A 20,486-nucleotide genomic window follows, 5' to 3' on the forward strand; every position below is an offset into this window, starting at 1 on the left:
CTTTTAGCCCCCCTCAATACCTTATTCTGGGATCAAAGTACCCGTAGGATATGTCGACAGCAAGATTTATAAAGCATATAATGACGGCTACCAGGAATACTTCCGCCTGAAGAAGAGGAAAATCCTGCCGCCCGATAGTGTCGACTATGAGAGTGCCGAAACCGGGCCAGCCAAAGACCACCTCCACGGCTGCCGTTTCTCCTGCGAGAAGTCTCCCCAGGTCCATTCCACCCATCGTAACAATTGATGTGGCCGCATTTTTCAGGGCATGGGCAAAAAGCACGGAAAAATCGCTCGCTCCTTTGGCTCTTGCTGTAGTAGAATACTGGGCGTTCAGTTGCTCGGCCATGGAGAACCTGACTATCTGGGCCAGATGTCCCATCGGCACCACTGCCAGTGTAAGGGCTGGGAGAATCAGGTGCCTTATGGTCCCGTAACCCGAAGTATAGAACCATCCCAGCTTGACTGCGAAAAACAAAACGAACATTAGACCAACCCAGAAAGGTGGAAGGCATATGCCTATCAAAGATGTGGTTGTAAGAATCCTGTCAAGTAGCGTGCCGGGTTTGTATGCCGCTATAATTCCCAGCGGGATTGCCACCATGACCGCTATGATCAAAGCCGTGGCCACAAGCTGCAGTGTTGCCGGAATCTTATGCAGAACAATACCCAGAGCCGGCACCTGCTGCCACCAGGATTTCCCGAAATCCAGGCGAAACATTCCGCCCAGGAATTCCGACAACTGCACCATCAGAGGCTTGTCAAGACCCAGCTGATGTTTCAGAGCCGCCCTCTCGGCATCGGTCGCCTGCAGGGGAAGCATGGTGTTTACCGGATTACCTATGACGTGTGTTATAATAAATACCAGGATAGATACGCCAAGTATTACTACAACCGTATACAACAAACGCATAATTATATATCTTTTCATATAGTAACCCCCCATTAGATAGGGGGGAAGGTTTTAAACCTTCCCCGTAAGGATTCTATTGCAATTTCATCTCATAGACCGTTATCCTGGAATCCTGCCTGGGTTCCCAATCCAGATTCTTTGACATTCCATATATATCTTTCAGATTGAGAAGAGGAATGCCAAAGGGATCGTCATACACCGCCTGGGACAATTCCTTGTAAAGCTGAAGCCGTTTCTGAGTATCCATTTCGTTTCTGGCTGCATCTATCTTCTTATCTATCTCGGGATTGGAATATGTGGATTGCGGTCCTCCCGTCTTTATGATGGCCTGGTAAAACCTGTCCATATCAAACAGTTCGTTGCCGTTGGAGCTGAACATGATATCCGGGGCTTTTTCTACATTGAATAGGGTATCCAGCCATTCCTGCCAGCTCAAGAATGTTAGCTTCACATTAAATCCCGCGTCTGTGAGCATGGATGCCACGGCTTCCGAAAGCTCGCCGTCTTTGAGCCATCTTCCTCGTTCGGAAACCAATTGGATAACTTCTCCATTATAGCCGGCTTCTTTAAGGAGTTGTTTCGCTTTTTCAGGGTCGTATGGGTACGGCTTCAGACTGTCGTTAAATCCAAAGTAACCGGGCTTTGCCATCTGCCCTTGTGCCACATTGGCGTATCCCATGAACAGGCTCTTGGCCAGCGTATCCCTGTCGATGGCATAGCAGGCCGCCTGTCTTATGAGTTTATTCTTCATTGGGCCCCTCAGAGTATTGAATCTCAGGAATGTGAATTCAATGCCGTCAGATGTCTTGTAAGCAGGCAGTTGATCAACATACTCGGGGAGCATATTGACCGCCAGATCAATCTCACCGGCTTTCAGAGCCGAGAGCCTCGTGGAACCCTCCTGTATGAATCTATAAGTGGCGGCTTTTATGGCGGGTTTATTGCCCCAGTAACCGTCAAAAGCCTTTATCTTTATATCCACACCGCGGTTCCAGGACTCAACCTGGTAAGGGCCGGTGCCCACCGGGGCAGTGGCAACTTTGTCCGGGTTTGCCTCAACATACTTTTTATCTACAATATCCAACTTGGTCAATCTCTTGGGGAGAATGGGGTCCGGCCCGTCCGTGATAATCTGTATGGTCTTGTCATCAATGGCTTTTGCATCCTTTATGGTGGAGAAGTTGCCAGCTATCTGAGATTTGTAAGCAGGGTCAATGATCCTCTTTATGGAAAATACTGCGTCTTCTGCTGTAAACGGGTCGCCGTTATGGAACTTGACTCCTTCTCTCAATGTAAGCTGCCAGGTGGTGGAGTCCACTGCTTTAATGTCGGTGGCAAGCCCGGGCTTTGGTTCCAGGGTCTTGCCGTCGAGTTCCATCAGCCTCTCAAAAACGTTGTCGGTTACCGCCCTCATGTTGCCGTCATCGGCATACTGAGGATCAAGGGTAGAGGGCTCGCCCTGTAAGGCAATAACTATAGAATCTTTTGCAGGAGTAGATGTGCCAGAAGAGGTGCTGTTAGAAGAACTTCCCTGTTGGGATTGCTGCGCAGGTCCTCCGCACCCCGCCATCAATGCAACTGCCAGCACCAGAATCAATATTGTTAATAAGGTTTTTCTCATAATTTTTCCTCCTTTTAATTTTTAATCTACTGTACCAGCGGAAAATGGCATCTTACCCAGCGTCTGTCTGATCCCTTTACCCGCTGATAATCGGGGTCCTTTTCACGGCATATTTCTTTTGCAAGGGCACACCTCGGGTTAAATCTGCACCCGGGCGGCGGATTTAATAGATTGGGCGGATCTCCGGGTATCACCTCCAGCCTGTGGTTTTTATCTTTCAAGTCCATTATGGTCCTGACAATTCCTCTGGTATATGGATGTGCCGGGTTGTGGAATATGCTGAAAACATCTGCTGTTTCCACCACCTGCCCGGCATACATGATGGTAACTCTATCGGCCATTTCTGCCACCACGCCAAGGTCGTGGGTTATAAGAATGACCGTGGTTCCTATCTCCTTTTTCAATTGTTTCATAAGCTCCAGAATCTGGGCCTGTATGGTCACATCCAGAGAAGCTGTGGGCTCGTCGGCTATAAGAATCTGGGGCCTGCAAGCCAGAGCCATAGCTATCATGACACGCTGTTTCATCCCGCCCGACAGCTCGTGAGGATAGTTGTTAAATCTGCTTTCAGCCGCAGGTATCCTCACCAGCTTCAGCATTTCAATGGCTTTGTCCTTTGCCTCTTTTCCCTTAATGCCCTGATTGAGCTCTATGGCCTCCATAATCTGACGGCCTATGGTCCAGGATGGATTTAGCGAAGACATGGGTTCCTGGAGAATGAGGGCTATCCCTTTGCCCCGGATTTTTCGAAGATGGCTTTGCTTCATGTGCAGGAGATCCTGGCCCTGGAAAATCACGTTTCCGGATAGAACCTTCCCCGGCGGGGAAGCTATCAGGCGCAACATGGACAGCGCCGTCACCGACTTGCCGCAGCCGCTTTCCCCTACTATGGCGAGGGTCTCTCCCTTTTCCACATGAAGGTTCACCCCATCTACGGCATGGACTTCCCCTTCTCTGATAAAAAAGTGCGTTACCAAATTTTTAACAGAAAGTACGGTATCTCTTTCCTGTACCGCTTCAACTTGAGATGGGCTCAAATGCATCCCTCCTAATCCAGCCGGTATTTTTCAATGACTCCAAGCTCTGACAAAATGAATTTTAATTGTTCCAGCTTTTCGCCCCCCAGTTCAGGATATGGACGCCTGGGTTTTCCCGCCGGCAGTCCCAGTAAATTCATGGCCGCTTTTACCACGATGGGATTTGACAGCCAGTAAAGTGCCTGTAAAAGAGGATAATATTTTAAATATAAATTCCTGCATTTTTCAATTTGTTCGATGCTATCCCAGGGCTTTGAGAGCTCTGCCATTTCTTCGGGTATGATATTCCCCCCTATATTGGCCGTTCCATGTCCGCCAAGGGCTAATGTAGGCAACACTATGGAATATTTGGGATAATCGCAGCACAGAATATGGACTCTTTCGCCCACCCGCCGTCTTACCTCCACCAGCTGGCTTACATGGGGCATAGCCTCTTTGTCGGCTACAAAATTGGGGCACTCATCGGCCAGAATCTCTATAGTGTCTGGCTCAATATTTACTCCCACCCTGCTGGGATTGTTGTAAACACCTACGGGTATGCTTACGGATTTCATGCATGTGAGCATGTGTCTCACGACAGCCTCCTGTGGCGGCAAAAGATAGGGGAAACGTTAAAATAAGCCCGTCGGCTCCTTCGGCCTCACAAAATTAAAAATCCACGGTCTCCGCCGTAGTGGGAAATGTAGCGCCAAAAAATACCGGTATCAGGCCTTTTGCCATTTTCGATACTTTTCGAACGATCTCATGCCTCTCCTCTGAAGAAAGCAGAGTGACCTCTCCCGCAGATCCCATGACCAGCAGTGTCGAAGTCCCGTGTTTTGCATGGAATTCCAAAAGAGTCCTGAATCCTTCATAATCAATAGTTCCCGTTTCATTAAATGGCGTAGGAATAGCTACCCACGACCCTGCAGGTTTATACATATTAATACCTCCGTTGTTAAAAATAATCAGTTGTTCCAGTAAGTATGCATCTTTTCCAATTATTCCCTCATCAATGATGAGGAGCAAAAAGTTATGCAGAAGTGCAAATCCTTCGTTTTAACTTTTTCTCATTACTTATTTTTAATATAATTCCTTAAGGTATATAAGTTGAATTAAATTTTTAGGTTTTTATAGTCTGCAGCATAACCTTTGTATTACAGCTTCTGGGTCGGCACTTATGGTTTGCAAAAAAGCATTTACATTTTTCCTGATTTCAGGAATTGTTTTATAAAACACATTGTAAATGACCTTTTCTTTTAACCATTTCCACAGCCCTTCTATAAGATTCAGATTTGGGCTATAAGGTGGTAAAAACATAAGTTGCAAACGATGTTCATTTTCCTTCAAAAACGGCTGAAGCAGCTTCGCATGGTGAATACGCGCATTATCCAGTACCACAACGGTTTTTCCATTTATGTTCTTTGTCAATAGATTCCCCAGAAACCTGAGGAATACCTTTGCATCGTATGTATCATGTTCTTCACAATATACTTCTCCTGTTTCATAATTCAGGTAGCCAACAAGTTTGACGCCTCTATGTTTACCGAAGGTTTTAATAATCCTCTGCTTGCCACGCTCAAACCAAGTTTGATGAATGGCCTGGTAGTCACGAATCATAGATTCATCAACAAAGAGGATTTGCTGTATTTCACCGTCCAACAATTTTTTTTTACCTTTTCAAAGTCCTTTACAAACTGTTCTTGCTTTTGTTTATCTGCTTTAGCAAGTACATAGGTAGGGCGAGTATATGAAAGCCCCATCCGTTTTAACATTCCGGTTATTCCACGGATAGAATAGTCATAACCATACTCGCGCTTAATGTACTTTCCAATAAGCCCGGCTGTCCAGTTGAGTTCTGCTGGAAACCCTACCTCTGAGGGTACTTTGTTAAGAATAACCGATTTTAATTCAACTTGCTGTTCCTTCGTAAGTCTTGTAGGTCTACCTGGTATTGGCTTATCGGGAATGCCTGTTAAACCTTCGTTTTTGTAAGCTGTATGTATGTTGCTAATCGTATTTGGGGATATCCCCACGATTTTAGCTACCTCTTCACGCGTTTTGCCGGAAAGAAAGAGGTAGAGAGCCTGATATCTTTTAAAAACTCTAACCTTTTTTTCCGAATCCATTGCTGCTTTTATTGAATTTAATTCTTCTTGTGATGCTTTCATAATCATTTTCATCCTTTACAAAAAGTATCACAAGTATTATCGGAAAAAATTGCACAATTGTTTAGTTCAACTTATATAGATTTATTTTTTCATTTCATTCAATTATTATATTTGATACATATTCGACGCGAAAAATAAAAATCCTCTTTTTGTCAGAATTTTATTTTATTTTTGATAACAATTATCATATATTAGTCGTTATCACATATTAATGATTATCAGAGTCGATAACAATAAAAAAACGGCAAAGACATGTAAGCTGTCTCCTGCCGCTGATATCGACTCTTTGAACTGGATACTATTAATTCCACATTCATGAACTTATATATTACTCTTAAATAACAGCAATCTGGATGAATTCAGTACAACCATGGCAGATGCCGCATTATGGACAATGGCCGCAGCTATAGGTGACAGTATACCTATTGAAGCCAGCGCAATACCCGCGATATTCACCCCTACGGCAAAAACCCATATATTCTCTTTAATGGTGCCCAGCGCCTTTCGGCTCAAGGCGAACACTTCCGGAATCATGGAAAGATTATCTGACATCAGGGCGATATCTGACGATTCCACGGCTATGTCGGTGCCCATTGCTCCCATGGCGATTCCCACATCGGATAAAGTCAAAGCGGGAGCATCATTTACGCCATCACCCAACATTGCCACTGTTTCACCTTTTCTCTGGAGCCAGCGTATAACATCCAGTTTATCTTCAGGTAAAAGATTTGCCCGGAAATCTTCTATACCTGCCATGGATGAAATAGTCCTGGCGGTCTTTTGATTGTCCCCGGTGAGCATTATAATATGCTTTACTCCTGATTTTTTTATTTTTTCAATCATTTCACGGGCTTCAGGGCGAATGGTATCGGCTATGGCTATGCCGCCCAACACTTTACAATTCTCTATCACTAAAAGCACCGTGAATCCTAATTCTTCTTGTCTATCCAGAAAATCCATAATATCGGATGTAATATGGAGCTTTTCTGATTCAATAATCCGGCGGTTGCCCACATGTATCATGGAGTTACCGTATTTTACACATACCCCCTGTCCAAAAACCGTGGTAAAATCCTCTCCATCAGGCACATGTTCAATACTCCTTTCCTTTGAATACTGCAAAATGGCATCGGCTACAGGATGCTCAGAGTTTTTCTCAGCTATGCATGCAAACTTTAACATCTCTTCTTCAGTACTGGCCTCAAAAACCTTTATCTCAACCACCCTGGGTTTGCCTTCGGTAATGGTGCCGGTCTTGTCCAGGCACAACGCTGTTATTCTTCCGGCAGTTTCCAATGTCACCCCTCCTTTAATGATGACTCCCCGGCGGGCGGCATTGCCTACAGCAGCGATCACAGCCGTAGGAGTAGCCAGCACCAGCGCACAGGGGCACGCAATCACCAACACTGACATTACTCTGAAAATATCTTTAGTTAAAAACCATACCAGCACACATATGGCCAGAATCGCCGGTGTAAAGTAGGAGGCAAATTTATCAGCGGTCCTTTGAACGCTACCCTTATTCTCCTGAGCCTGATGTATTATTTCGATGATTTTGCCCAGCATGGTATTTTGCCCTGTCTTTTCCGCCTTGATTTCCAGTGCTCCGTTGATGTTTAAAGTCCCCTGATACACCCTATCCCCTTTAGTTTTATCTACAGGCATAGATTCACCAGTAAGTGAAGACTCATTGACAGCAGCCTGTCCTGATAAGATAAGGCCGTCTACGGGGATGCGCTCACCAGGTTTTACCAGTACTACGTCATCAATCTTTAACTCACTTAGGGGAACGTCTTTGGTGATACCGGAGGTTTTTAAATGGGCTATTTCCGGAACAAGTTTTACCAATTCTCTGAGGGAATTCCTGGTCTTTTCAAGGGTCAAATCTTCTAAAAACTCTCCGCCTATCATCATAAAGGCGACTATAGCCCCCGCCAGATATTCCTTCACATAAGCGGTACCTATCAATGCCAGCACTACCATAAAGTCAGCAGTTATCTTCCTTGTTTTCATCATGGTTACAAAAGTGGACCAGGTTATGTACCCTCCCCCCACCAGCATGGGTATTACGGCAATGTTAAACTCCAGGACGCTCTTAAAGAATGGAACTGCCGAAATCAATAAAAGAAAAAACAGGAATGCCGGAAATGAATACTTTTTAAAAGAAACCGTCATTACTTTCTTTGTCCCCTGTTCGGAAGGTTCTGAAACATTCTCATAGTTGTGAGGTGCTTCAATGATTCCATGGTAACCATCATGCATTTTATACTTCTCCTCTCTCATTATTTAAATTACCCTTGAAAGGGCTTTTTTCAGCTTCGTTATGGCTTGTTCCCCATTACCTTCTTTAATAGCACCTGTGATGCAATGTTCCATGTGGTCCTCCAGTATAATCTGTGCGGCTTTTTTTAATGCGGCTTGCACAGCGCTGATTTGAATAAGGACATCTTCACACTCCTTTTGCTCTTCCAGCATTTTTTTGACGCCCCGGATGTGACCTTCAATTCTAGAAAGCCTGTCGATGACTTCTTGTGTTTTTTGATGAATGTGTTCGTTCAATTCTATCGTTCCTTCCCTTCCCCCCGGAGGGGATATTATCTTTTATTATAATATTTTATTAGTTATCTGGCAATCACAATTTTAAAACTCATTATGAAACTAAAAAATCCCCCTTTTATAGGGAGACTTTTTTCATCAAAATAGTTATATTGTTGTTGTATATTATGTCGTCACGATATACGGTTTTGCCTTATATTCACTGTCTTTTGCCATTGATGAGGATAGCTTTATCCCAGCGTTTTTCTTCACGGCTTCAATCTCGCTCTGGGTCACGGCTTTCTCAAAGCTCCTGAATCCCGCCAGCTTAAAGCCGTGCTTTTTTGCAATGGCAGATATTTCCTCCACCTGCTTGACGGTAAGTTCTCTTCCTAATGTAAAGTTTTCGTAACGCCCCTCCAGGGCCAGCATCATGGTCTCTGCCATACACGCATAAGATGTTTTTGGCGGAAATCCAAAGTTAAAATGAAAGTCCACATCTCCGGGCACTTCTACGACGCCGCCTTCGATAATAAGCACGTCGTTTCTTTTCTCCGCAACTTCTCTGGAGACATCCCTGGGCCTTGCCACATCACACACCACGGCGCCGGGCTTCAGGTCATCGGCGTCGATTACTGAATCCACGCTGCTTGTGACGGTGATTACCACGTCGGCTCTTTTCAGCGCCGTATGAATATTGGATGTTATCCGGACCGAAAGCCCTGTTTCCCTTAAAATTTTTTCAGCAATTTCTTCTAATTTTTTTACATGGCGGCCCACCAGTGTCATATATTTGCATTCTTTCGCCAGCATTTGAGCACATACCTTTCCTATAGACCCCGCGGCACCGACGATGACCACTTCCGAATTTTTGATGTCATGGCCCATTATTTGAGCGGCTTTTTTTGCACCTTCCAGAGCGGTGGCAACTGTATAGCTGTTTCCCGTAGTAACAGGGATATTCAGATTTTGCGCAATGGTAACCCCCGCATCTCCCACCACCGACGTAAATGCTCCCAGGCCCACGATCCGTGCCCCCAATTTTTCCGCCAGCTTGCCCGCGTGAATTATCTTTCTAAGGACGAAATCTTCCGGAAGATTCATCATCTGTCTGGTGGTAAGGGGGCATCCTACAAACCAGCCTTCTATCTCGTTATATGGGCTTTTAACTCCTGTAATATGTGAAACCTTTACAGGAGGAATATTTTTCATTATTTTCTCCACAACGCCCTCTGGAAAATGCTTCATAAACTTGAATTTCCTTGATACATCCGATATGTCGATGGGGTGGATTATGAATGCAAAATTGTCCATTTCTTTGCACCTCTTTTAGCGAAAAATTTTCTGAAAATTTCCCGTTAATGTTTTACTGACATATTTTATCCCCCGGCAATCAATTTAATGTTTCGATCCTTGGAACAAACCCTATTTTCTCCAGTAGCTCTTCATAATCTTTCGGCGTAAGGGATTTATAGGGTTTATCGGAAAGAGATACCAGCACAGCTTCCATTACGTTTGTGCCGAAAGACCTGCCGTCAAGTTCCGGAGTAGTGGTGATGAGCATTTTTATTCCCCTTTCGGCAAGAAGCCTGACGTCATCCTTTGTCACGGTATTTGTTATAATAATTTTCTCCGACATCTTTTCAGGCATGTATCTCCTGATAAAATGAAAATCTCCGGCTATGATGTCGGCTTCGTCGTAGAATCTTTGATATCTGGTGTCCACCTTTTCCTGTTTTTCACCGGTGGGGTAAAGCATTTTAAAGGGCAGCTTGCACGCCAGGGGCGCCGCCAATTTTGCAAGCAGGTCGAGAGTTTTCAGCGAATGCAGCGGTATCGGGATGCCAAGGGCAAATATGAGGTCGCCCAGCACCATGTCACATCCGGCTTTTTCCAGCGACTCCGCCATCCCGAACCGGTCCATGCCCGACACCAGCAGCACTTTTTTATTTTTGAAATCCAATTTGTTTTCACTGATAAGATAATTTATTACTTTTCTTTCCAAAGTATTTTTCAGGCCAGAGCCATCCACAATGGGAGAAATTTTTGCCGCCCGGGCGATGGGCACTGCATCTCTTATGACATACCTCCTGTTCCCGGCACAAAGGTACAGGTCTATCCCGCCCATTCCGAATGCGCTGACTTTGCCGTCCATTTCCCTTACGATTTCTATGGCTTTCTTTATATCTCCATCGGTGCCCCGGCGCTCGATTATAAACTTTTCCCCCAGCAGTTCTATTTCCACTTTATGGTCTCTTTTTGAAGACCCGATGCTGACGCTAAGCACGTGTTTCATCAATCATCACCCTTTTTTAATTTTCTTATGACATCCCTCAAATTGTCCGGATCAATATATTTATCCTGGGTTATGGGAGATTTGCCTATACTTATGGAAACTACTTCCTTGTCCAGCAGGGCTTTGAAAAGGCGCAGCCTCTGTTCGGAACCGATGATTATCACCACATCATATTGCCTCACCTTGTATATAAGACTCATGACCTCGTTCAAGAGCTCTATGCCGGTCTTTTCGTAAACAAAATTCCAGCGCTCTTTATCCGTCATGAGAAGCACAAAATCCAGCCCCTCCTGAAGGGCGACCTCTTTTATTTCATCAATATTTTTAATGGGAAATCCGACAAGGGCGATGGTTTTGCCTTTGCGGACCTCTCCCAGGTTCTCCAGCCTTGACACAAAGGTCCTGTCTGTATCAAATTTCTTCGCCACTTCCGCCTGTGAAAGCCCCTGTTGCCTCAATTTCAGCATTTCCTCGATGCTCTCGATGATTTTTTCCATGCTTATCAGCTTGTCGCCTATCCTTATGAGGTCCATATATCCGCCCCCTTATGTGCACATTTTTGTGCTCAAATGATATTTTATCCTACCGAGGAAAAAAAATCAAGTGTTATAAATAGGAGCTTGTCCATATAGGGAACCGTTGTGATGCTGCAATAAAAATATCGGGGCTGTTTAAAGGTGTTTTTTATAATAGTTGTGTTGACAACTAATTTTAAAAGATTTAATATTAATTTTAGATGAAAGGAATGATTTTATGAAACAAGAAACAACAGCAGATGAAAAATTTCAGATAATGACGCAGGCACCTGTGAATAGGCTTATTTGTTCATTAGCCATCCCTACCATAATCAGCATGCTCATTACTTCGGTGTACAATATGGCAGATACTTTTTTTGTCAGCAAGATCAGTACCAGTGCGTCGGGTGCGGTGGGCATTGCCTTTTCATTAATGGCAATCATACAGGCCATCGGTTTTACGCTTGGCATGGGCTCCGGAAATTTCATATCCCGATTGCTAGGCCAGAAAAATAGGCAGTATGCTTCAAAAGTAGCGGCAACCGGCTTCTTTACTGCTCTGTGTCTGGGTGTCATACTTGCCATACTTGGTTTATTTTTTCTGGATCCCCTTGTTTATGCCCTTGGAGCCACCAGAACGATTGCGCCCTACGCAAAAAGTTATATTCAATATATTCTGATAGGTATGCCTTACATGACAGCTTCGTTTGTACTTAATAATATTCTCCGCTTTCAGGGCAGCGCCTTTTTCGCAATGCTGGGCATAGGAACTGGCGGTATTCTCAACATTATACTGGATCCTGTATTTATTTTCGGGCTTCACATGGGTACCGGCGGTGCTGCGCTCGCTACTATTATCAGTCAATTTATCAGCTTCTGCATTCTTTTTTATAATTCCGGTATAAGCGGAAACATTAAAATTCGATTCAAAGACTTTACGCCAAAATGGGAAATTTATAAAGAAATTCTGAGAGGCGGGCTGCCATCCTTTTACCGCCAATGCCTCGGCAGCATTTCAATGATTTGCCTCAATTTCAGTGCCGGTCCGTTCGGAGATGCAGCGATTGCATCCATGGCCATCGTGACGCGCGTTTTTCAGTTTGCAATCTCTGCGATGCTTGGCTTTGGGCAGGGCTTCCAGCCGGTATGCGGATTTAACTATGGTGCCAAACGGTATGACCGTGTGCAGAGTGCATTCTGGTTTTGCGTAAAGACAGCAGCTATTGCACTGGTGACAATTGGTGCAGCAGGATTTGTGTTTTCTTCTCATATCATATCCATTTTCCGGAAAGAAGATTTGGATGTAATTGCAATCGGCACCCGGGCACTCCAGTTTCAATGCTTAACATTTCCACTTTCAGCATGGATTATCATGACCAATATGTTGCTGCAGACCATAGGAAAAGGAACTCAGGCTTCTATTGTAGCAGTCTCCCGTCAAGGTCTGTTTTTCCTCCCTGCTATTATAATCCTTCCGCGCCTTTTCGGACTGCTCGGCGTGCAGATTAGCCAGCCCGTATCGGATGTTTTCTCTTTTTTTCTCGCAGTCCCGATGGCAATCAGCACCCTGAGAGAACTGAAGTCGCAACAGCATGATGAAAAGATGCGGTTAAATAAAAGTGAGGGTGTGAAAGGAGTAGCTTTATGACGGGGAAATTTATCAATCGCACAATTTCCGTTTTATATCGAAACAATCAGCGGTTCTTTGCTCAAAAGCTGGAAGATTATTCTCTACCTCTTGAAGTGGGGCAGATTCCTTCTTTAATGCAGGTTTACCTGTACCCCGGCATAACACAGGATGGGATTTCTTCAAATGCCGGCATGGATAAGGGAACCGTCGCACACACCGTAAAGCAACTGGAGGATGCCGGTCTGGTCGTTCGACAAACGGATGAAAAAGATAGAAGGGTAAATCATATTTTTCCCACACCGAAAGGATTAGAAATAAAAGGAAAAGTATTTCAGATAATTAGAGAACTGCATGAAATTCTTTATCAGGGATTTGAAAACTCGGAAATTGAGGAAGCAATTTCCCTGCTGGAGCGCATGAAAAACAACATGAATAACTTTTTTCGGCGCCTATCAAGCAACGATGTTAATCACTCCGAGACAAATACAGGGCTTGAATAGATGTAAAAAAAGCACTGATTGTATAATCAGTGCCATGGGTCCTGCGGGAATTTCATTATTACCCTTTTCAATATGCCGATTTCTTCTGGAGTATCATCATGAAACATGCCCTTTTTCAAACCCTGATACTGCCTTAAACCCGGGCGAGTGGTTATATCCATATCCTTTGTTATTCTGGAAACGGTTTTATTTCTGGCTTCAGTTATGGAATCTATGAGGCTGGCTCCTCTTTTTATCTGGTTTTTAAACTCCTCGGTCAGGTAGTATGACGCCATCTGGGTAAGAGGGTTGCCGCATATGCCGCTTCTGGTAACTCCAAAGGCTTCTGGAAGCTTTCTTGCGATACCCACCTCCACAGACCATTTCAATTCTTCGGTCTCCCTGCGCATGCTTTCCCTCAGGGTTTTCGGCGTACATATGGCGTAGTTTTTCAGCGAGCGAATTATGGCATGCTCCACCGTATGGGCTTTTTCGGGTTCTATTTCACCGCTCAAGCGGCCCACGATGGCCACTTCCCTGCCGGTTTCATATTCAAATCCGTAGATTGTTATCTCTATATTTTTTCTGTCAGATCCGAAGGTGGTATATCCTCCACGAGGTTGCCAACCAGCACCGCAGATGACCGGGTACCCCTCGTTCCTCATTTTCTGGAAATCAAGTTTTTCGACTCCATAAGCCACTAGACCCTTATCGGTAAAATCAAAGTTTTTTGCCCTGCATCTTTCTCTGCCCATCACCCTGGCGAAAAGCCCGATGCCGTTTCCTCCGGGCAGGGCATCCTTCCATATATCCTCAATCCTGGCCAGCACACCGACGGGATAAAGTCCTCCATCTTCCAACGAAATGGGAAATATGAATATTTCTCCTCCGCTCCCGGTATTCAAAAGCATTCGAGAAAAATACGGGTCCAGAAACACCCCCTGCAAAACGCCTCCATCCGGGCGCGGAAGTACAGCGTTCACTATTGGAAGGGCAAATACGTCCAAAATTCTACCTCCTCTTTTAGATGTGGGATTTGAGATGTGCGAAGTGAGAAGTAAATTGCAGAAACGATTTATTGAATTGGAGCAAAAACTGCCGCAATAGTCCCTTGCAGCTCTGAATAGTTATTGCAGGTGACCAATACCTGCAAAAAATTCCGTCAGCATATGTTTTATTTGTCCGGGGTCCTTTTCTTCTTGGACGGCCCGTTTTACCGGAGCCGAATGGGGAAGCCCTTTAAGATACCATCCTATATGTTTTCTCATCTCCAGCACGCCCAGGCGCTTTCCGTGAAATTCCACAGCCCTATCCAGATGGAGCAGTATTATATCGAGTTTTTCCTTGATTTCCGGAGGCGGCAGTTGCTCACCTGTTTTAAGGAAATGTCTTACCTCTCTGAAAATCCATGGATTTCCTAAAGCCCCCCTGCCTATCATAATGCCGTCACAGCCGGTGCGTTCAAGCATTGTCAGGGCATCCTGCGGCGAAAACACGTCTCCGTTTCCAATCACCGGAACGGCGACAGCCTGCTTTACTTTTTTTATGATATCCCAATCGGCCCGACCGCTGTAGAATTGCTCCCGGGTCCTGCCGTGAACGATAATCTGAGAGGCCCCGCTTTTTTCGGCCATTTTCGCAAATTCCACGGCATTGACGCTGCTTTCGTCCCATCCTTTGCGGATCTTGACGTTTACTGGCTTGCCGGAAGATTCTACGGTATATCCTATGATTTTGGCGGCAAGGGCGGGAACTTTCATCAGTGCGCAGCCGTCGCCGTTTTTGACTATTTTTGGCGTGGGGCATCCCATGTTGATATTTATGAAATCAAAGGGCAAGTCCTGAATTTTTTTAACCGCATGAGAAAATACTTCTGGGTCGTTCCCGAAAAGCTGAACGCCAATTGGGTGTTCAGCATCTTCTATCTCCAGCAGCTTATGGGTTTTTCGGTCATTATAGAATATGCCCCTGGTGCTTATCATCTCGGTAATGAGAACATCCGCCCCCATCTTTTTACAAATCATTCTAAAAGGCCTGTCGGTGATGCCGGCCATGGGAGCGAGAAACAGCGGGATTTCAGGCATAAATTTATTCAAATTTGATACAGCCTCCAGAAACGACTATATTAATTTTAGAGGGAAAACCCGAAGTTTTCCCTCCTATGCTTCGTCATTTTTTTCGAATAGAAGTCGAAGGCCATCCAGGGTGAGCAGCATATCGACTACGTCAATGGTCCTGGTCTCGCTGCATATCAGCGGAGCGAGGCCTCCGGTGGCTACCGTGAAAATCCTCCCACCGCCCATTTCCTGCTTCATCCTGTCGACTATGTTGTCGACCAGGCCCACATAGCCGAAGAAAATTCCTGCCTGCATGCTGGCAGAGGTGTTTCTGCCGATGATTCTGTCAGGTTTTGCTATCTCAACACGGTAAAGCCTGGCGGCACTCCTGAAAAGGGCTTCGGTGGATATGCCTATTCCAGGGGCGATGGCGCCACCCAGGTAATCCAGCCCTGCCGTCACGGCGTCAAAGGTGGTGGCAGTGCCGAAATCCACAATGATGACCGGACCGCCGTATTTATGATATGCCGCCACAGCGTTAACTATTCGGTCCGCCCCTACCTCCCTGGGATTTTCGTATTTTATGTTGATGCCGGTTTTTATGCCCGGGCCCACAACCAGCGCTTTTGTTGAAAAGTACCTGGCGCACATTCTCTCCAGGACAGGAGTTAAGGTGGGGACCACCGAAGAAATAATGGCACCGTTTATTTTCCCAAGCTCGATATCCGCATCCCTCAACAGAGATTTCAGCATTATGCCGTATTCGTCTTCGGTCTGTTCGCGGTGTGTGGCCATCCTCCAGGAGGTTATCAAATCCCTGCCTTCATATGTTCCAAAAACTATGTTGGTATTTCCCACATCTATCGCCAGCAGCATGAACTCACCTTCTAAACTTTCTGAGCGTCTTGGATACGACGGCCGTAATCGCCACGGCCACAACGATTTCGGGAATACCATGCACAAGCGCAATGCTCCAGGCTACCGGTCCGGCCAGGTATCCCTTCAATACGGCAAGCCCAAGAACGCCCGCGGTGTTGGTAATGGTCCCGAAAGCCGCCGCCAGGGCGTCGCTCCGGGTCAAGCGATAAACGCCGTATACCACAACACCTATCAATATTCTCGGCAAAATCGCAATCACGGGATCGGCAAAAAGCGCACTCCCCGCCTGCATAAAGCTGTAAAGGCCGAATATGAGGCCTGTTAAGGCTCCCACCGCCGGTCCTTCCAGCACGCCGCCGAGAATGGCCGGGACATGCATGATGGTAGCATGGCCTGCAGCCGTGGGAACGGGTATAAATCCAAGAGGTGTAACCCCCAGCACTATGGAAATCGCTCCCAGCAAACCTGCTACCGTCAGGGTTCTGGTCCGCCATCCTGCATTGACAGCCGACTCAGTCTTCATTTTATCACCTCCGTTCCAGCTCGCGAAGCGATGCCGGACGATTTTGGTTTTACCAATACCATTTTACCAGCATAAAGTTTAAAAAGCAATATCCGCATTAATTCCGACAAAAAACCCGGAAAAGCATCCGGGTTTTTTGTCATATGCCCTCCAGTATCGCTTTTTGCCTTAAATTGAAGAGCATCTCTTCCATATAATTCAAAAATTCATTGATGGTTTCGTCTCTAAGGCTGTAAAAAACATACTTGCCTTCCTGTCGGCTTTTCAGTATTCCGCTTTCCTTCAAAGTCCTGAGGTGCCCGGAAATATTGGCCTGTGAACCGCCGAGTTCCGTCACAAGCTGCGTCACGGTCTTTTCACGCTCTCTCAGAGCCTTTATAATACGCAGCCTTGTGCCGTCAGCCATTCCCTGCAGGAACCTCACTTGAAATTCCGTTAAATTTTTTAAAGTCAAAAACTCCCCTCCTTATTTCATCCGGCCATTGTGTGTTTTTGCTCCGGATATTTTTCTTCCCATATCCTGTCTGCAATACGAGCCCAGCCTTCCGCATAGGGTTCAAGCTTTTTTGCAAATTCACCCGCGGTCTCGTCCGCATGAAGCTGAGTGGGGTAGGCACCGCTTTCTTCAACAATTTCTTTGAGCATCTCCGGGTTATCGATAATCGGGCAGGGCCGCCTTAAATTCCGGTTGAAGGGCTGCCTCTTTTGATAGGCCCTCATCAGAGGAGAACCAAGAGCCTCTTTCAAAGACACGTCCTTTATATTGCATGTGGCGTAGTGGACAAAAGCGCACGGCTCGACTTCCCCCCTGGCGTTTATATGCAGATACCTTCTGCCTCCAGCTATGCATCCATCAGAAGCTTCCCCGTCATTCCAGAAATCCATTATGAACACCGGCTTGGTCCTGCGGTATTCCAGAATCCTGTCGTACATGTATGCCCTCTGCTCCGGCGTTGCCATCATGGAAATATCCACATCCTTGCCGATGGGTATATAAGTGAAGTACCATGCAAATGTCACGCCTTTTTCCACCAGCATATCCACGAATTCTTCGCTGGCCAGTTCTTCCGTATTATTCCTGGTATATGTGGTTGAAACGCCGTAGACCAGGCCCGCCTTTTTCATCCTGTCCATAGCGTCCATGACCTTTTTAAAAACACCTCTGCCGCGGCGGGCATCGGTAGTCTGTTCAAATCCCTCAATGCTGAATGCCAGCGTTATGTTGCCCGCCCGTCTCATCGCTTCGATAAATTCGTCATCCACCAGCGTGCCGTTTGTGAACAGATGAAAAACCTGGGAATTGTGTTTATTCGCCAATTTTATTATATCGTTCTTTCTCACCAGAGGTTCTCCCCCGGACACCACTATAAAATATATACCCAATTCCTCAGCTTCTGTCAATATCCTGTCAAGAGTGTCAAAATCCAGTTCTTCCTGCCGCTGGTAATCTCCCGCCCAGCATCCGATACAGTTCAAATTGCACCTTTCGGTCGGGTCTATCAAAATGGCGAAAGGTACGCAGCAACCCAGCTTTTGGGCCTTTTCATGCTGTTTCGGCACTCCGAGAAAATTGGCATTCAAAAAGAAGTTTACCATAAGTTTTTGCTTAACGTGTGGATCCGTTTCGGAAAGCAATCTTTCCGCAAGCCGGTACCAGTTGGTATCCTTATTCTTCAAGAAGTTTTTCACATTCTGCAGGTCGGCTCTTTGATGCGGCGCCATCGGGATCTTTTCCGCCCACTCTATTATCCTGTCCATGCTGTCCATGGATCGGCTTGCAATGAATTTCAATCCCTGTTCAATGACCTTCTCGCCAAGATATGTATGAGCAAGGTCCATAATTAAACCTCCTTTAATTAATCGTTTCGTTATATGACGATATGTATATTTTTATTATATCACCTGTACAATTTTTGTCAAATGATTGGTAAAGTGGCTGCCGAACAATTATAAATTTAATTCAGCAACAGCTTTGCACCGATGGAGAGAAATATAAGTCCCAGAAATTTCAACCATGTAAAAGGCATCTTTTCGAGCCCGAAAAATCCAAAATGATCCACCATGCACGCCGTAAGCACCTGACCCACAATGATGGCGGTGGTGGCCACCGCAGCTCCCAGTTTGGGAATGCTGATCACCACTGTGTAGGTAATAACTACCCCGATCAGGCCGCCAAGGTAGTAATACCAGGGAATCCGGGAATAGTTGCTCCAGTCCCCGCGGCTTATACCGAGAATCAAAATAATAATCATGATGACGGTAGCGGAGAAATGCACTGTAAAAGTGGATTCGGAAAGGCCTATGGTTTTGCTCACCGCAGAATTCATCGAACCCTGGACAGCCATGGCCACTCCTGCCGCAAATGCTATCAAAATAAAAAAAATGTCCTTTGTTATAGACAAAAATATCACCCCGTATTATGTTGTCTCACAATGTCATTTCATATACTTCAGTGTTTTTCGGCGCAATCGAGTAGGAGGGGGCGATTAGCCCCCGACCTCTCACACCACCGTACGTACCGTTCAGTATACGGCGGTTCACCAAGCTTTGCGAATTTCATGATATCTCTTTGCTAAGCTCATGAGTCCTTGACCCTGCCAATAGGCGTTGTTGAGGGCTGTGTTTAATACCCCCGACATACGCCAGTATCCCTTTCGGGCGTTGGCAAGTTTATGGACCGCCCATTCCGGAAGTTTCAGATTCCTCAGTTCCCGGTATCTTGTCTTAACCTTCTTCCATTGTTTCCACAGGCACATGCGTAGTCTTCTTCTTATCCATCCGTCGAGTTCTTCAAGTTTGCTGGGTGTTTCTGATAGCGCGAAGTATCCCAGCCATCCGCCAAGGTATGTGTTTAGTCTTTCTATTCTCTGTGTTATTCCGTGTCCGTTGCTTCTTGAGGTTATTTCTCGGATTTTATTCTTGACTTTGTCTATGCTCTGTGGTGCGATTCTTATTTTGGTTGTTCCATCTTTGGCGATATACATGCTGAAGCCAAGGAATTTCCTCTTCCATGGTCTGTCCACTGCGCTCTTTTGTTCGTTTACTCTGAGTTTTAGTTTATTCTTCAGGAAAGCTGTTATGCTTTCCATTACCCGTTGCCCGGCTCTTTTGCTTTTGACGTAGATGTTGCAATCGTCTGCGTATCTTACGAATTTGTGTCCTCTTTTCTCTAGTTCTTTGTCTAGGTCGTCAAGGATTATGTTTGCAAGAAGTGGACTTAGGGGCCCGCCTTGAGGTGTTCCTTCATCGGTAATCATGATTACTCCGTTTATCATTACTCCTGCCGCAAGATAGCTGCGTATGAGCTTTAATATGCGTTTGTCTTTTATCTTGCGAGCTACTCTGGCCATGAGTATGTCATGGTTTACTCTGTCGAAGAATTTCTCAAGGTCCATGTCCACTACCCAGTTATATCCTTGGTTTACGTATTGGCGTGCTTTCCTTACTGCGTCGTGGGCTCTTCGGTTGGGCCTGAATCCGTAGCTTGATTCTGAGAATTCCGGGTCAAAGATGGGTGTTAGTACTTGCAACAGAGCCTGCTGGATTAGGCGGTCTGTGACGGTGGGGATTCCTAACAGTCTCACTCCTCCACTGGGTTTCGGGATTTCGACCCTGCGCACTGGTTGAGGCTTGTAGGTCCCCGTAAGAAGTTGTTCTTTTATGTGAGGCCAGTTTTCTCGTAGGTATGTCCGGAGGGATTCTACCGGCATACTGTCTACGCCTGGCGCTCCTTTGTTTTCTTCTACCCGTCGCAGTGCTTTTGTCATATTCTCTCTTGATACTACCTTCTCCATCAGGTGGATATCATGGTCCTTCGGGGATATCTTCTCGGGTTGTGCCGGATACATACT

At 45.7% G+C, this 20,486-nt stretch carries 21 protein-coding genes; 2 read left to right on the forward strand and 19 right to left on the reverse strand.

The features are described from left to right. Positions 1-13 precede the first annotated feature (13 nt). The 11 genes from AC6I1H_RS08165 to AC6I1H_RS08215 all read right to left on the reverse strand — a co-directional run bounded on the left by AC6I1H_RS08165 (position 14) and on the right by AC6I1H_RS08215 (position 11,085). Complete coding sequence (locus tag AC6I1H_RS08165; protein WP_497740454.1) at positions 14-931, reverse strand: ABC transporter permease; 918 nt, start codon at positions 929-931, stop codon at positions 14-16. 55 nt (positions 932-986) lie between these two features. Continuing rightward, positions 987-2,534 (reverse strand): ABC transporter substrate-binding protein, encoded by a 1,548-nt coding sequence (locus AC6I1H_RS08170; RefSeq protein ID WP_497740455.1) that lies wholly within the window; start codon positions 2,532-2,534, stop codon positions 987-989. 26 nt (positions 2,535-2,560) lie between these two features. Continuing rightward, positions 2,561-3,571 carry an ABC transporter ATP-binding protein gene (locus AC6I1H_RS08175; RefSeq protein WP_497740456.1) on the reverse strand — a complete coding sequence of 337 codons (1,011 nt, stop codon included), beginning with the start codon at positions 3,569-3,571 and terminating at the stop codon, positions 2,561-2,563. An 11-nt stretch (positions 3,572-3,582) separates the two neighbouring features. After that, the gene (locus AC6I1H_RS08180; RefSeq protein ID WP_497740741.1) at positions 3,583-4,137 is read right to left on the reverse strand and encodes a dihydrodipicolinate synthase family protein; all 555 of its coding nucleotides are present in this window, start codon (positions 4,135-4,137) and stop codon (positions 3,583-3,585) included. Positions 4,138-4,219: 82 nt separating this feature from the next. Further along, a complete protein-coding gene (locus tag AC6I1H_RS08185; RefSeq protein ID WP_497740457.1) occupies positions 4,220-4,492 on the reverse strand; it encodes a dihydrodipicolinate synthase family protein in 273 nt (90 codons plus the stop codon). 189 nt (positions 4,493-4,681) lie between these two features. Continuing rightward, positions 4,682-5,724, reverse strand: a protein-coding gene (locus tag AC6I1H_RS08190) for an IS630 family transposase (RefSeq protein ID WP_497740743.1) whose coding sequence is annotated in 2 segments (ribosomal slippage) — positions 4,682-5,221 and positions 5,224-5,724 — 1,041 coding nt in all. Because the reading frame shifts where the segments join, the coding sequence is not laid out codon by codon here. Positions 5,725-6,042: 318 nt separating this feature from the next. Next, positions 6,043-7,983 (reverse strand): heavy metal translocating P-type ATPase, encoded by a 1,941-nt coding sequence (locus tag AC6I1H_RS08195; RefSeq protein ID WP_497740458.1) that lies wholly within the window; start codon positions 7,981-7,983, stop codon positions 6,043-6,045. Positions 7,984-8,007: 24 nt separating this feature from the next. Beyond that, positions 8,008-8,280 carry a metal-sensitive transcriptional regulator gene (locus AC6I1H_RS08200; RefSeq protein ID WP_497740459.1) on the reverse strand — a complete coding sequence of 91 codons (273 nt, stop codon included), beginning with the start codon at positions 8,278-8,280 and terminating at the stop codon, positions 8,008-8,010. A gap of 162 nt (positions 8,281-8,442) precedes the next feature. Further along, positions 8,443-9,570 (reverse strand): saccharopine dehydrogenase NADP-binding domain-containing protein, encoded by a 1,128-nt coding sequence (locus tag AC6I1H_RS08205; protein ID WP_497740460.1) that lies wholly within the window; start codon positions 9,568-9,570, stop codon positions 8,443-8,445. A 79-nt stretch (positions 9,571-9,649) separates the two neighbouring features. After that, a complete protein-coding gene (locus AC6I1H_RS08210; protein ID WP_497740461.1) occupies positions 9,650-10,552 on the reverse strand; it encodes a DUF8754 domain-containing protein in 903 nt (300 codons plus the stop codon). Then, on the reverse strand, positions 10,552-11,085 hold the full coding sequence (locus AC6I1H_RS08215) for a transcriptional regulator (RefSeq protein WP_497740462.1): 534 nt from the start codon (positions 11,083-11,085) through the stop codon (positions 10,552-10,554). Before AC6I1H_RS08215 ends, AC6I1H_RS08210 begins: the two co-directional genes overlap by 1 nt. A gap of 220 nt (positions 11,086-11,305) precedes the next feature. On the opposite strand from AC6I1H_RS08215, the gene AC6I1H_RS08220 reads away from it, so the two are divergent. Both AC6I1H_RS08220 and AC6I1H_RS08225 read left to right on the forward strand, forming a co-directional pair. Then, positions 11,306-12,715, forward strand: coding sequence for an MATE family efflux transporter (locus AC6I1H_RS08220; protein WP_497740463.1), 1,410 nt, complete (start codon positions 11,306-11,308; stop codon positions 12,713-12,715). Beyond that, entirely contained in the window at positions 12,712-13,197 is a 486-nt protein-coding gene (locus tag AC6I1H_RS08225; RefSeq protein ID WP_497740464.1) for a MarR family winged helix-turn-helix transcriptional regulator, read from the forward strand. Before AC6I1H_RS08220 ends, AC6I1H_RS08225 begins: the two co-directional genes overlap by 4 nt. Positions 13,198-13,223: 26 nt before the next feature. Here AC6I1H_RS08225 and AC6I1H_RS08230 read toward each other — a convergent pair whose 3' ends face one another. From AC6I1H_RS08230 to ltrA, 8 genes are all read right to left on the reverse strand, one after another. Further along, entirely contained in the window at positions 13,224-14,183 is a 960-nt protein-coding gene (locus AC6I1H_RS08230; protein ID WP_497740465.1) for a hypothetical protein, read from the reverse strand. Positions 14,184-14,303: 120 nt separating this feature from the next. Continuing rightward, on the reverse strand, positions 14,304-15,260 hold the full coding sequence (dusB, locus tag AC6I1H_RS08235) for a tRNA dihydrouridine synthase DusB (RefSeq protein WP_497740745.1): 957 nt from the start codon (positions 15,258-15,260) through the stop codon (positions 14,304-14,306). 75 nt (positions 15,261-15,335) lie between these two features. Then, complete coding sequence (locus AC6I1H_RS08240) at positions 15,336-16,109, reverse strand: type III pantothenate kinase (RefSeq protein WP_497740466.1); 774 nt, start codon at positions 16,107-16,109, stop codon at positions 15,336-15,338. A 4-nt stretch (positions 16,110-16,113) separates the two neighbouring features. Further along, complete coding sequence (locus AC6I1H_RS08245) at positions 16,114-16,635, reverse strand: ECF transporter S component (protein ID WP_497740467.1); 522 nt, start codon at positions 16,633-16,635, stop codon at positions 16,114-16,116. A 139-nt stretch (positions 16,636-16,774) separates the two neighbouring features. Next, positions 16,775-17,089: an ArsR/SmtB family transcription factor gene (locus tag AC6I1H_RS08250; protein ID WP_497740468.1), complete on the reverse strand. Its 315-nt coding sequence runs from the start codon at positions 17,087-17,089 to the stop codon at positions 16,775-16,777. A gap of 17 nt (positions 17,090-17,106) precedes the next feature. Then, the gene (locus AC6I1H_RS08255) at positions 17,107-18,474 is read right to left on the reverse strand and encodes a radical SAM/SPASM domain-containing protein (RefSeq protein WP_497740469.1); all 1,368 of its coding nucleotides are present in this window, start codon (positions 18,472-18,474) and stop codon (positions 17,107-17,109) included. Positions 18,475-18,590: 116 nt separating this feature from the next. Further along, on the reverse strand, positions 18,591-19,037 hold the full coding sequence (locus AC6I1H_RS08260) for a DMT family transporter (protein WP_497740470.1): 447 nt from the start codon (positions 19,035-19,037) through the stop codon (positions 18,591-18,593). Positions 19,038-19,172: 135 nt separating this feature from the next. Next, positions 19,173-20,429: a group II intron reverse transcriptase/maturase gene (gene ltrA / locus AC6I1H_RS08265; RefSeq protein ID WP_497740708.1), complete on the reverse strand. Its 1,257-nt coding sequence runs from the start codon at positions 20,427-20,429 to the stop codon at positions 19,173-19,175. Positions 20,430-20,486: the final 57 nt, after the last annotated feature.

This window comes from Biomaibacter sp. TOL (genome assembly GCF_059717795.1).